This window comes from Flavobacterium aquariorum (assembly GCF_003254745.1).
Taxonomy (GTDB): Bacteria; Bacteroidota; Bacteroidia; order Flavobacteriales; family Flavobacteriaceae; genus Flavobacterium; species Flavobacterium aquariorum.
In genome coordinates, this window is record NZ_QKXH01000004.1 from 38,157 (window position 1) to 52,022 (window position 13,866).

The 13,866-nt window shown below is 35.7% G+C and carries 8 protein-coding genes; all 8 read left to right on the forward strand.

The window, feature by feature from the left end; all coding sequences use genetic code 11:
• Positions 1-221 precede the first annotated feature (221 nt).
• The 8 genes from lacZ (at position 222) to DOS84_RS07565 (ending at position 13,866) form a co-directional block, all read left to right on the forward strand.
• Positions 222-3,356: a beta-galactosidase, LacZ type gene (gene lacZ / locus DOS84_RS07530; RefSeq protein WP_111409522.1), complete on the forward strand. Its 3,135-nt coding sequence runs from the start codon at positions 222-224 to the stop codon at positions 3,354-3,356.
• 92 nt (positions 3,357-3,448) lie between these two features.
• Positions 3,449-5,671 (forward strand): alpha-galactosidase, encoded by a 2,223-nt coding sequence (locus DOS84_RS07535; protein ID WP_111409523.1) that lies wholly within the window; start codon positions 3,449-3,451, stop codon positions 5,669-5,671.
• 46 nt (positions 5,672-5,717) lie between these two features.
• A complete protein-coding gene (locus tag DOS84_RS07540) occupies positions 5,718-6,878 on the forward strand; it encodes an aldose epimerase family protein (RefSeq protein WP_341537927.1) in 1,161 nt (386 codons plus the stop codon).
• A 16-nt stretch (positions 6,879-6,894) separates the two neighbouring features.
• Positions 6,895-7,989: a glycoside hydrolase family 53 protein gene (locus DOS84_RS07545; protein WP_111409524.1), complete on the forward strand. Its 1,095-nt coding sequence runs from the start codon at positions 6,895-6,897 to the stop codon at positions 7,987-7,989.
• A 6-nt stretch (positions 7,990-7,995) separates the two neighbouring features.
• On the forward strand, positions 7,996-9,030 hold the full coding sequence (locus DOS84_RS07550; protein WP_111409525.1) for a glycoside hydrolase family 53 protein: 1,035 nt from the start codon (positions 7,996-7,998) through the stop codon (positions 9,028-9,030).
• Between the two features lie 147 nt (positions 9,031-9,177).
• Complete coding sequence (locus tag DOS84_RS07555) at positions 9,178-11,604, forward strand: DUF4982 domain-containing protein (protein ID WP_111409526.1); 2,427 nt, start codon at positions 9,178-9,180, stop codon at positions 11,602-11,604.
• A 41-nt stretch (positions 11,605-11,645) separates the two neighbouring features.
• Complete coding sequence (gene galK, locus DOS84_RS07560) at positions 11,646-12,815, forward strand: galactokinase (RefSeq protein WP_111409527.1); 1,170 nt, start codon at positions 11,646-11,648, stop codon at positions 12,813-12,815.
• Between the two features lies 1 nt (position 12,816).
• Positions 12,817-13,866 carry a UDP-glucose--hexose-1-phosphate uridylyltransferase gene (locus tag DOS84_RS07565; RefSeq protein ID WP_111409528.1) on the forward strand — a complete coding sequence of 350 codons (1,050 nt, stop codon included), beginning with the start codon at positions 12,817-12,819 and terminating at the stop codon, positions 13,864-13,866.

Below are 13,866 nucleotides of genomic sequence, written 5' to 3' on the forward strand. Positions count from 1 at the left end.
TTTGACAAATGATTGATTTAATGTAAATCAATCATTTGTCTTCTCTTATGATTATTTATTGATAGTTAATTGCTTTGGGATATAAATCAATTGAAATAAGGAGTTAGTTTTAACCATAAAGCATAATTATTAGCGAAATATTTTTTGCAAAAACACACAATTATAGTGGTTTTATAACTAGTTTGCCAATAATAAATTTTGTTATACATAATACATTTTACATGAAAAAAAATAAAATTTTAGCCTATATTTTTGCGTTCTCATCATTGGTTGTCAATGCACAAGAAAAGACTGCAAATAATGATTGGGAAAATCCAGCAGTATTTCAGATTAATAGAGAACCAGCAAGAGCCGCTTTTTTGCCTTATGCTGATGAGTCATCTGCTATTGCGGATGATTATACACGTTCTCCTTGGTTTTTGACATTAGACGGAAAGTGGAAATTTAATTGGTCACCAACACCAGCTGAACGTCCAATGGATTTCTTCAAAACAGATTTTAATACAACCAATTGGAAAGAAATTGCTGTGCCATCAAACTGGGAATTAGATGGGTATGGGATTCCTATTTATACTAATATTACTTATCCATTTGTCAAAAATCCACCGTTTATTGATCATGCGGATAATCCAGTGGGGTCTTACCGACGTGCTTTCGAGTTGCCAGAAAACTGGAACGGACGTCGTGTTTACCTTCATTTTGAAGCAGGAACTTCGGCGATGTATATTTGGGTAAATGGAGAAAAAGTAGGGTATAGTGAAAATACAAAGAGTCCAACAGAATTTGATATAACTAAATATGTAAAAGAAGGTAAAAATCAAGTTGCAGTTGAGGTGTATCGTTGGAGTGATGGTTCTTATCTAGAAGATCAAGATTTTTGGCGGTTGTCAGGAATTGACCGTGATGTTTATCTTTATAGTACGGCCAATACCCGTATTGCAGATTTTTTTGCACGTCCGGATCTTGACGATTCCTATAAAAACGGAAGCCTGTCTGTTGATGTTAAACTCAAAAACATGAATGCGGTTGCAAAAAACAATCAAACTGTTGAAGCTAAATTAGTAGATGCAAATGGAAATGAAATTTTCAAAAAAGCAATAAAAATTAATTTAGGAGCTAATTCAGCGGAATCAACCACATTCACACAAAATGTTTCATCTCCTAAATTATGGAGCAATGAAACGCCAAATCTTTATACTTTATTACTTACGCTAAAGGATGAGAACGGAAAATTTATTGAAACGGTTTCTACGCAAATCGGCTTCCGAAAAGTAGAATTGAAAAATGGTCAATTATTGGTTAATGGTGTCAGAATTATGGTTCATGGTGTCAATATTCATGAGCACAATCCTAAAACTGGACATTATCAGGATAAAGAAACCATGATGAAAGACATTAAGTTAATGAAACAGCTTAATATTAATTCGGTGCGGTGCAGTCATTATCCAAATAATTTAATGTGGGTTAAACTATGTAATAAATATGGATTATTCTTAGTAGATGAAGCTAATATTGAAAGTCATGGAATGGGAGCCGAACTACAAGGTTCCTTTGACAAAACAAAACACCCCGCGTATCTGCCTGAGTGGAAAGCAGCCCATATGGATCGTATTTATAGCTTAGTGGAGCGCGACAAAAATCAACCATCTGTTATTCTTTGGTCTTTGGGGAATGAATGTGGAAACGGACCTGTTTTTCAAGAGGCTTATAATTGGATTAAAAAAAGAGACAATACAAGATTGGTGCAATTTGAGCAAGCAGGAGAAAAAGATAATACAGATGTAGTTTGCCCAATGTATCCAAGTATGGACTACATGAAAGAGTATGCTAAACGTAAAGATGTAAAACGCCCTTTCATCATGTGTGAATACTCACATGCCATGGGTAACAGTAGTGGTAATTTTCAGGAATACTGGGATATTATCCATAGTAGTACCAATATGCAAGGAGGGTTTATCTGGGATTGGGTAGATCAAGGGTTTGAAATGACTGATGAAGTGGGACGGAAATATTGGGCTTATGGTGGTGATATGGGAAGTCAAAATTATACGAACGACGAAAATTTTTGTCATAATGGATTAGTTTGGCCAGATCGTACGCCTCATCCGGGTGCTTTTGAAGTAAAAAAGGTGTATCAGGATATATTATTTTCAGGGGTTGATTTGAATAATGGACTTATTCAGGTAGAAAATGGATTTGCTTATACAAATCTTGATAAATACCTTTTTAAGTATGAGATTTTAGAAAATGGATTGGTTATTAAGAAAGGCACTGTTGATATAAATCTTGCTCCGCAATCCAAGAAGCAAATTCAAATTGAATTGCCAAAATTACAATCAAAAGATGGGGTTGAATACCTTTTGAATATTTATGCCTATACTGTTGAGGGAACCGAGGTTTTGCCACAAAATTTTGAAGTGGCTAGAGAACAGTTTTCAATTAGCGAGAGTAAGTATTTTGTTAAAGCAGTAGATAAAGGGTCAAAACCTGCTGTTAAAGAAACTAAAGATGGTATTACACTTAGTGCGTCTGGTGTTGAGGTGACAATAAACAAAAACACAGGTCTGATTCAAGATTACAAATCAAACGGAGAACGTTTTTTCAATCAGTTACCGGTTCCTAATTTTTGGCGTGCTCCAACAGATAATGATTTTGGGAATTATATGCAAGTAACCAGTAATGTGTGGAGATCAGTGGGGAGATTTAGCAGTTTGAATGCTATTGAGGTTAAAGAAGAATCTGGTAAAACAACTGTTGTGGCGACTCTTTTATTAAAAGATGTAGCGTCTACATGTACTATTACGTACTCGATGAATTCGGATGGAAGTCTGACTGTTGAAAATTCTTTCAAAGCAGGAAATAATCCATTGGCAGAAATGCCTCGTTTTGGGATATTATTCTCTCTCAAAAAAGAGTTGGATAATTTTAGTTACTATGGAAGAGGACCTTGGGAAAATTATCAAGACAGAAATACCTCTTCTTTGAAGGGAATTTATCAGAGTAAAGTTGCAGACCAATATGTTCCTTACACGCGCCCTCAAGAAAATGGATATAAAACAGATGTTCGTTGGTTGACACTTACTAATAATTCAGGAAATGGAATTGAAATCGAAGGTCTACAGCCGTTAGGAGTAAGTGCTCTGCATAATTACCCTGAAGATTTTGATCCAGGTTTGACAAAAAAATACCGTCACATTAATGATATTACACCACGTCACGAAGTTGTAGTGTGTGTCGATTTAGCGCAAAGAGGTGTGGGCGGAGATAATAGTTGGGGAGCTTTGCCACACGAACAATATCAATTGAAAAATAAAGAATACAGTTACGGTTTTGTTATTAAACCGAAAAAGAAATAAAAAAATAAAATTTCACTCCTATTTTAGAAATTATAAATAGGAGTGAAATATAATTGGGCTGATACAAAGGATATTGTTAAAATTAATTATTTATGAAAGAAAAACTAAAAATCTGTTTCAATAAAAAGCGCATGTTTACATTGGTTTTTATGTTTGGTGTCATCAGTTTGTGGGCGCAAAAAGTTACAATACCTATCGAAACCAATAGCAATATGATCTTGTTGCAAACAGATAGTAACAATAGATTAATGACAGTTTATTTTGGGAAACCTCTGGTAAATACTAGTGAATATCTAGCAGTTTCCGGAGCTTATAATTTCAAAGATGAAAATGCAGGAATTTATAATGGAGCCTATACTCCGGCAGGAACTTGGAATCTTTCAGAGCCAGCTATTCAAGTAAAACATGCAGATGGGAATCCATCTTTGGAACTTAAATATGTAAGTCATAAAACAGAAAAGGTTGATGCTAATTCATCTATTACAAGTATTGTTTTAAAAGATCCTGTTTATCCATTTGAGGTAACTTTGTTTTATAAAATTTGGGCAAAAGAGAATGTAATCGAGCAATGGACGGAAATAAAGCACAATGAAAAGAAAGCTGTTCTGTTGCAGAAATTTGCTTCAGCCAATTTATATTTCACCAATAAAGATTTTTATTTGACCAGTTTTCAAGGTCAGTATTTAAAAGAAATGCAGCCTATTGAGTCAAAACTTCTACAGGGAATCAGAACAGTAGATTCTAAACTAGGAACAAGGGCAATGTTGCTTCAAAATCCTAATTTTATTTTATCTTTTGGTAAACCTGCTTCAGATACTGATGGCACAGTTATGCTAGGGCAATTGGCTTGGAGCAGTAATTTCAAGTTAGATTTTGAGGTCGACTCATACAAAAATCTTCGTCTTATAGCTGGGATTAATCCATATGCTTCTGAATATCTTTTACCTGCGAACCAAGTTTTTAAAACACCGTCTCTTATATATGCTTTATCTAATAATGGTACTGGTGAGGCCAGCAGAAATCTTCATGATTGGGCAAGAAAATATAGAGTGTTAGATGGGGAAGGACAACGTCTTACATTGTTAAATAATTGGGAAGCGACTTATTTTGATTTTGACGAAAATAAAATTGCTGATTTGTTCAAAGATACTAAAGAGATTGGGGTTGATATGTTCTTATTAGATGATGGATGGTTTGGAAATAAATATCCTAGAAATGATGATAAAGCGGGTCTTGGTGACTGGAAAGAGAATGCGAAGAAATTGCCTCATGGATTAGGCTATTTAGTAAAAGAAGCTAAAAAAGAGGGCATTAAATTTGGAATTTGGATTGAACCTGAAATGGTAAATCCTAAAAGTGAGTTATACGAAAAGCACTTAGACTGGGTAATTCGCCAACCGGAAAGACCAGAAGTGTATTATAGAAACCAATTAGTGCTTGATTTGTCAAATCCCGAGGTACAGGATTTTGTGTTTGGAATTGTTGATGATCTTTTTATAAAAAATCCTGAATTGGCATTTATAAAATGGGATTGTAATGCCGTAATTTACAATGCATATTCAGCCTACCTTAATAAAAAAGGTATTCCACAATCTAATCTATACGTTGATTATATAAGAGGTTTGTATAAAGTACTAGAGAGAATCCGTGCTAAATATCCTAAAGTTCCTATGATGTTATGCTCCGGTGGAGGAGGGCGTGGTGATTATGAAATGTTAAAATACTTTACGGAATTCTGGCCAAGTGATGATACCGAGCCTATTGAAAGAATATTTATGCAATGGGATTATTCTTATTTCTTTCCTTCTATTACAACGGATAATCATGTGACCGACTGGGGAAAACAGCCTTTAAAATTCAGAGTTGATGTTGCAAGCATGGGTAAGCTGGGATTTGATATTGTAGTGAGTCATTTAAATGATAAGGATAAATTGTTTTGTAAAGAGGCAATAAAAAATTATAATTCATTCAAAGATGTTGTTTGGCATGGTGATTTGTATCGTTTAGTGAATCCTCATGAAAATGATATTTCGGCATTAATGTATGTTGATAAAGACAAAGGCAAAGCAGTTGTTTTTAATTATTTGGTTAATAATCGATTTATGTTAACAGCAACGCCACTTCCGGTAGTTTTGAAAGGACTGGATCCAAATAAAAAATATGCAATAAAAGAATTGAATGTATATCCAGGAACTAGTTCGACGATGCCTTCTGAAAATGTTTTTACAGGTGATTTTCTTATGAAGGTCGGTATTAATCCGAGCGTAAATTTGTTGAGGACTAGTGTAGTACTTGAAATAACAGAAGTGAAATAATGCTGTGGAAAAAATAGACGAGACACACATTTAAAAAAAACCTCGAATGGCAAACATTCGAGGTTTTTTTTTAAAGACTCAAAAACTGGTAGGTACTGGTATGTATGGTTTGAATTTTATTCTACATTTGGATTTCAAATTTCATAATAAAACAATGGAAATAAAACGCAATTCACAAATTAAAAGCACTTCCGTAAAAGATTTGTTCGGTTTAATGCCAGACGGAGAGGAAATATACTCTTACGAATTATCCAACAAAAATGGAATGAAGTTAAAGGTAATCACTTATGGAGCAACGATAACTGAATTGAAAATGCCTTTGAAAAATGGTGAAATTGTTGATGTTGTTTTGGGTTTTGATACTTTAGAGTCTTATATACAGTCATTTAATCTGGTGAGTCCTCCTTATATGGGAGCCACAGTAGGGAGATATGCAGGAAGAATTTATAACAGTTCTTTTAATTTGAATGGGCAAAAGGTTGTTCTGAATAAAAATAACAATGATAACTCCTTACATGGTGGCTTCATTGGATTTAGTCAAAAAAATTGGACAGTCAAAAAAGTACATTCAGGCAGAAAATCAGCAATAACCCTGACGTATTCCAGCCCAGCTGGGGAAGAGAATTATCCAGGAAAATTGACTGTTGAACTTACTTATACACTATCAGAAAAAAACGAACTGATTATTCAATATAACGCAAAAACTACAGCGGATACCGTGGTGAATTTGACCCATCATAGTTATTTTAATCTGGACGGTCATATATCCAATGTTTCAGACCAAGAATTAATAGTAAATACCCATCGAATGCTGGAAACTACAGTTGAAAATATTCCAACTGGTAGGTTTTTGGAAATAGAAAATACCGACTTTGATTTTTTTACACCAAAAAAATGTCCTTCGAAAATAGATAACACTTTTGTTTTGGACAGAAAGGACGAATTTGCTGCTTCGCTTTTTAATAAAAAAAATAATTTAAAAATGACAGTGTATACCGACCAGCCTGGAGTTCATATCTATGTCGGCGGGAATTGTTTTAATACGATAAAGGGAAAAGAAAATGCCGATTATCATCCGTTAAGTGGAATTTGTTTTGAAACCCAAAATTATCCGGACGCGCCAAATAATCCGAATTTTCCAAGTGCGGTTCTTAAAAAAGGTGCTGAATACACTCATAATACAATATATAAGTTTCAATCATTTTAAAATACTTCGCCCCATCATGAAGAAAATCCTAACCATACTGTCACTTGTCGCTCTGTTGGCTATTCAATTTGCCTGTTCAGGTAGTGATTCACCAGGTCCGGTTGTAGACCCACAAGTTGTGACCGATGAGTTTATTCGCGCTGCGGATATTTCATTTCTTCCTGAGATAGAAAGTGCCAGTATTGTTTTTAGTAATAATGGCAAAGCCGAAGACATGCTTACCACTTTGAAAAATGCAGGTTGCAATACAATCCGAATTCGTTTATGGAAAAATCCAGCCGGCGGACATTCTGGATTAACAGAAGTAAAGGCGCTTGCCGCTCGTGTTAAACAAGCAGGTTTGAAGGTATGGCTTACCGTTCATTATTCTGATACTTGGGCAGATCCAGCGGCTCAAACTACTCCAGCCGAATGGAAAAATTTATCGTTTACCGATTTGAAAACGGCTGTCGCCACTTACACATCTACAATTATAACAGAAATTAATCCTGATATTATCCAAATTGGGAATGAAATAAACAGCGGTTTGCTTTGGCCTCAAGGACATTTAATTAATCAAGAAGCACAATGTATTGATTTATTAAAAACGGCTAGTGCTACCATTAGAAGCAAAGCGCCAAAAACAAAAATTATGGTTCATTATGCAGGAGTAAAAGCTTCGGATACGGATTGGTTTTTTACCAAAGTAAAAAGTGTAGATTACGATTATATAGGTCTTTCCTATTATCCAGTTTGGCATGGTAAAGATTTGGCAGTTGTAAAAAGTACCATCGATGCTTTGGGTACTAAGTTCAGTAAAAAAGTAGTTATTGCCGAAACGGCTTATCCTTTTACATTAGGGTATGATGATTGGGCAAATAATATCGTTGGCTTGGATTCTCAATTGGTTTCAGGTTATCCGGCAACTCCGGAAGGACAAAAAAGTTTTATGTTAGCCATTAAAAATCTTGTAAAAACGTCTCAAAGTGGAATTGGATTTTCGTATTGGGGAGGTGAATGGATTTCGTTCAAAGGGGATCAAGCGAAGGATGGTTCTACGTTTGAAAACCAAGCGCTTTATGATTTTGATAATAAAGCATTGCCAGTTTTGCAAGTTTTTAATTTAAATTAGAAGAAGATGAAAAAAGTATATAGTTCATTGGTAATTCTTTTAGTATTGGTTTTCACATATTGCACTACTAATAAAACAATACAGCAATCCAAAGAAGATACTTTCGCCAAAGGTGCCGATGTGGGTTGGTTGCCACAAATGGAAGCAACAGGATACAAATTCTATGATACCGATGGATCCCAAAAAGATTGTTTGCAACTGTTGAAAGACCGAGGAATGAATACCATTAGACTGCGAGTTTGGGTAAATCCTTCGGATGACAAAGCAAGCGGACATTGCAGTAAGGAAGAAACGGTAGCTATGGCAATTCGTGCACAAAAAATGGGAATGCGAATCATGATTGACTTTCATTATAGTGATTCTTGGGCCGATCCCGGCAAACAAAATAAGCCTTTGGAATGGAGAAATCATACTTTCTCAGAATTGCTGAATGATGTTTATTTTCACACAACCGATGTTTTGAAAGCGCTCAAAGATGTTGGAATTACACCGGAATGGGTGCAAGTGGGTAACGAAATTCCAGGAGGTATGTTATGGCCGGAAGGAAGTACAGACAACTTTGGTCAGTTGGCACAATTGCTCAATAAAGGATATGATGCGACCAAGGCTGTAGATAAAAATATCAAAGTTATTGTTCACTTAGACGAAGGGAATAACAGTAAAAAATTTAGATGGTTCTTTGATAATGCAAAAATTCATAATGTTAAGTATGATGTGATAGGATTGTCCTATTATCCTTTTTGGATCAAAACGGATTACAAAGAAAACATTGCAGATTTGGCTAATAATCTAAATGACATGGCGGCTAGATATGATAAAGAAGTTATGGTTGTTGAGGTTGGTGGCATTGATACGCAGGAACAAAATACATATGACATGTTAGTAGCTGTTATAAAAGCGGTAAAAGCAGTGCCAAATAATAAAGGATTAGGTGTAATTTACTGGGAACCTCAAGGAGCAAAATCATGGAGTCACTATGAATTGAGTGCCTGGAGATCAGATGGAAAACCCTCTATGGCATTGGATGCGTTTAAAGAATAATAAACCATATAAGATATATAAGTTCATATAAGTTGAAGCGCAATAAAACATTTGCAAACAAAATGAATAATTCAAATAAGTGACCTTATATGAGCTTAAATGCCTTATATGGTTCAAAAAAAACTAAAACTCTAATTTGTTTTAAAAATGAAGAAACTGATAAGTATTCTCGTTATATTTTTAGTATTTACACAAATGGCTTTGTCTCAAACACGAGAAGTTAAAGTGTTAGATACCAATTGGAAATTCCAAAAAGGTGATTTTGAAGAGGCGTATAAAGTAAATTTTAATGATTCAAAATGGGAATCTGTAACTGTTCCACATGATTGGGCAATTTACGGGCCTTTTGATAAAAATGTAGACATTCAGAAGGTCGCCATTGTTCAAAATGGAGAAAAAGTTGCTACCGAAAAAACGGGACGAACAGGTGCTTTACCGCATATTGGAACAGCTTGGTATCGCAATAAATTTACATTGCCTAAAGATTCAAAAGGGAAAAAAATAATTCTGCTTTTTGAAGGTGCGATGAGCGAACCTCAAGTGTATTTAAACGGAAAAAAAGTTGGAGAATGGGCGTATGGCTATAGTTATTTTTACTTTGATGTTTCCCAATTTATACAAGAAGGAGAGAACATATTGTCTGTAAAACTAACCAATAAAGAATTTGCTTCCCGTTGGTATCCTGGTGCTGGTTTATATCGAAAAGTAAGTGTTATTGTGAAAAATAACGAAAGCATTGAGCAATGGGGTCAGTTTGTAACCACTCCTTTTATAAGTGAAGAAATTGCTAAAGTTAATATTAAGACAAAAGCTTCTGGTGAAAACAGTCGTTTAGTCACTACTATTTTTGATGCTGAAGGAAAGAAACTAAATTCAGAGGAATCAACTTTGCAATTCGGAAAAGAGTTCGATCAAAATATAAAAGTAGAAAAGCCAAAATTATGGAGTCCTGAAACTCCTTATTTGTATAAAGCGGTTTCTCAATTGTATGTTGGAAAAGAACTGAAAGATGAGATTTCAACACGTTTTGGAATTCGGGAAATAAAATACGAGGCCAATAAAGGTTTTAGCCTTAATGGAAAGATAACTAAATTTAAAGGAGTTTGTCTTCACCACGATCTTGGTCCTCTTGGAGCAGCAGTAAATAAAGCCGCGTTGCGCAGGCAAATGATGATATTAAAAGATCTCGGCTGTAATGCGATACGCAGTTCGCACAATATGCCTTCTTTCGAGCAGCTTGAATTGGCGGATGAAATGGGATTTTTGTTTTTAGCAGAGAGTTTTGATGAATGGGCAAAGCCAAAAGTAGAAAATGGCTATCACCGTTTTTTTGATGAATATGCCGAAAAAGATATCGTGAATTTAGTTCACGCAACAAGAAATCATCCTTCTATCGTGATGTGGAGCGCTGGAAATGAAGTCCCTGATCAATGGGGAGAAGCTGGTGTTAAACGCGCAAAATGGTTGCAGGAAATTTTTCATAGAGAAGACCCGACACGTCCGGTAACTGTTGGTATGGATCAAGTAAAAGCGACCATGGAATCTGGTTTTGGAGCGCTACTGGATATTCCGGGGCTGAATTACCGTGTGCATTTATATGATGAGGCGTTTAATAAATTTCCGCAAGGGTTTATTTTAGGATCAGAAACAGCTTCAACTGTCAGCTCTAGAGGGATTTATAAATTCCCTGTAGTTCAGGAGAAAATGAAACAATATCCTGATTTTCAATCTTCCTCTTATGATTTGGAAGCCTGTAGCTGGTCAAATGTACCTGATGAAGATTTTGTGCTTCAAGATGATAAACCTTGGGTAATTGGCGAATTTGTCTGGACTGGTTTTGATTATTTAGGAGAACCTACGCCTTATGATGAAAGCTGGCCGTCCCGAAGTTCTTATTTCGGAATTAACGATTTAGCAGGTTTGCCAAAAGACCGTTATTATTTATACCGAAGCCGTTGGAATACGGAGAAACCAACCCTTCATATCTTACCGCATTGGAACTGGGAAGGACGTGAAGGAGAAACAACTCCGGTTTTTGTATATACGAGTTACAACAGTGCTGAGCTTTTTATAAATGGCAAAAGCATGGGAGTGCAGAAAAAAAACAAAAATACACCTCAGAACCGCTATCGTCTGATGTGGATGGATGTGAAATATGAGCCGGGAACGGTAAAAGTGGTGGCTTTTGATGACAATGGTAAAGCTGTTGCTGAAGAAGAAATACATACTGCCGGTAAGCCTTATCAAATTGTTTTAAAAGCAGACAGGAAAACAATCACTGCCGATGGCCAAGATATATCTTTCGTAACAGTATCTGTAGTTGACAAAAATGGAATTCCATGTCCTACAGCAACTAACCAATTAAAATTTAAGGTTACAGGAGCGGGTACTTACAGAGCTGCCTGCAATGGCGATGCCACTTCACTCGAAATGTTTCATAAAGATACCATGAAACTTTTTAGCGGAAAACTGGTTGTGCTTGTAAAATCGACAACTACTACTGGTGATGTAAAACTTGAAGTAAATGGCGCGGGGCTTAAGAGTGGTAAATTGACGTTGGTCTCTGCGAAATAAACGGAAGACTTTAATAATTTCAAAATAATAATTTCAAAATAATGAACGATTTATTAATTAACAAAACGAACGCTTTTTTTAAGGAGAAATTTGGCGATGCTCCCGAAAAAGTAGTCCTTTCTCCAGGAAGAATTAACATCATTGGCGAACATATCGATTATAATGACGGGTACGTTTTGCCTGCCGCGATTGACAAGATTATTTGTTTCGCTTTTGCAAAAAACAACTCGAAGCAATCCAAAATTGTAGCTATAGATTTAAATGAAGAATTTGAAGTCGATTTGACTAAAACCATTTCATTGAGTAAGGTGGTTTGGAGCAATTATATTTTGGGCGTAATCAAGCAATTACAAGATAATGGCTTTTCGTTTGATGGTTTCAACTGTGTTTTTAGCAGTAATATTCCGGTTGGTTCTGGATTGTCTTCATCGGCAGCGTTAGAGTGTGGGACGATTTTCGGAATCAAGGAACTTTTCAATCTGTCAATTCCTAAAGTGGATATCGCCCTAATGGGGCAAAAAGCCGAACACTGGGTTGGAATCAATTGCGGAATAATGGACCAGTTTTCGAGTGTGATGGGTTTAGAAAATAAAGTCATAAAAATTGATTGCAAAACGTTGGAATACGAATACCACAATGCCGATTTCAATGATTATTCCCTTATTTTATTCGACAGTAATGTAAAGCATTCTCTATTTTCTTCGGCTTACAATACCAGAAGAGAAGAGTGCGAAGAAGGTCTTTCGATTATAAAAAGTAACTTTCCTGGAATTACCAGTTTCAGGGATTGTACCGAAATCCATGTGTTACAATTAAAAGATAAAATGACTCCTAATGTATTTGTCAGATGTCATTATGTGGTTAAAGAAATTCATCGTGTAGCCCTTGCATGCGAAGCTTTGGATAAAGGAGACATCGAAGCCTTAGGGAAATTGCTTTTTGAAACTCACGAAGGTTTGTCCAAAGAGTATTTGGTAAGTTGTGATGAGTTGGATTTTATAGTAGATACTCTAAAAAAGGAGGAAGCAGTAATTGGATCTCGATTAATGGGTGGCGGTTTTGGTGGTTGCACCATCAACTTGATTAAAAAAGGAGAAGAAGAAGCTATTAAATCAAAACTTACTAAGTTGTATAAAGAGGCTTTTGATATAGAATTGAAAATTTATGATGTAAAAATCGGAAACGGTACATCATTATATAATAGAAATTAAGATGAGAAATTTTGATATAAACGAAGATCCGCACAGACGTTTCAATCCATTAATTAACGAATGGGTTTTGGTGTCTCCGCACAGGGCGAAAAGACCTTGGCAAGGACAAAACGAAAAAATCCATACGGATGAACTTCCGGAATACGATGCAACTTGTTATTTGTGTCCAGGAAATGTGCGTGCCAATGGTGAAAACAATCCTAAGTATGAATCGAGTTTTGTTTTTGAGAATGACTTTGCAGCCGTAAAACAAGAACCAATTTTGTTTGAAGAGGAGTTAAAACCAACTTTCTTCAAAGCAGTTCCAGAACGTGGTATTGCCAAAGTGGTTTGTTTCTCGCCAAGACACGATTTGACTTTGCCAGAAATGGATCTTCCCGGTATTGAGACTATTATTAGAACTTGGCAGAAAGAATACACCGAATTAGGAAGTGTAGATTACATCAACCACGTTCAGATTTTCGAAAATAAGGGGAGTGTTATGGGTTGCAGCAATCCGCATCCACATGGGCAAATATGGGCGCAATCTTCTTTGCCTACCCAAGTGGAGAAAACACAAAACAGCTTGAAAGCCTATTTCGATAAAAATCAAAGCAATCTTTTGCTGGATTATTTGAAAGAAGAATTAAAGTTAAACGAACGTATCGTAATTGAGAATGAACATTTTGTGGCTCTAGTTCCTTTTTGGGCAATTTGGCCATTTGAAACAATGATTATCAGTAAAAGACATATCACAAAAATAACGGAGTTCACTTCAGAAGAAGTTTCAGCCTATGCTTCAATTTTAAAGGCATTAACGATAAAATACGATAATCTTTTTGAAACCTCATTTCCATATTCTTCGGGTATTCATCAAGCGCCAACAGATGGTGAAGAGTATCCGGAATGGCAATTTCACATGCATTTTTATCCGCCGTTGTTACGTTCGGCTTCCGTAAAGAAATTTATGGTAGGTTACGAAATGATGGGAGAAGCACAAAGAGACATTACTCCAGAAAAAAGTGCTGCAGTATTGAAAGCACTTCCGGGGGTACATTATAAAAACAAATAA

Excerpts from the sequence above, each read along its gene's own strand:
- DOS84_RS07535 (WP_111409523.1), top strand. The coding sequence starts at position 3,449 with ATGAAAGAAAAACTAAAAATCTGTTTCAATAAAAAGCGCATGTTTACA.
- galK (WP_111409527.1), top strand. The coding sequence starts at position 11,646 with ATGAACGATTTATTAATTAACAAAACGAACGCTTTTTTTAAGGAGAAA.
- DOS84_RS07555 (WP_111409526.1), top strand. The coding sequence starts at position 9,178 with ATGAAGAAACTGATAAGTATTCTCGTTATATTTTTAGTATTTACACAA.
- DOS84_RS07550 (WP_111409525.1), top strand. The coding sequence starts at position 7,996 with ATGAAAAAAGTATATAGTTCATTGGTAATTCTTTTAGTATTGGTTTTC.
- lacZ (WP_111409522.1), top strand. The coding sequence starts at position 222 with ATGAAAAAAAATAAAATTTTAGCCTATATTTTTGCGTTCTCATCATTG.
- DOS84_RS07545 (WP_111409524.1), top strand. The coding sequence starts at position 6,895 with ATGAAGAAAATCCTAACCATACTGTCACTTGTCGCTCTGTTGGCTATT.
- DOS84_RS07540 (WP_341537927.1), top strand. The coding sequence starts at position 5,718 with ATGGCAAACATTCGAGGTTTTTTTTTAAAGACTCAAAAACTGGTAGGT.
- DOS84_RS07565 (WP_111409528.1), top strand. The coding sequence starts at position 12,817 with ATGAGAAATTTTGATATAAACGAAGATCCGCACAGACGTTTCAATCCA.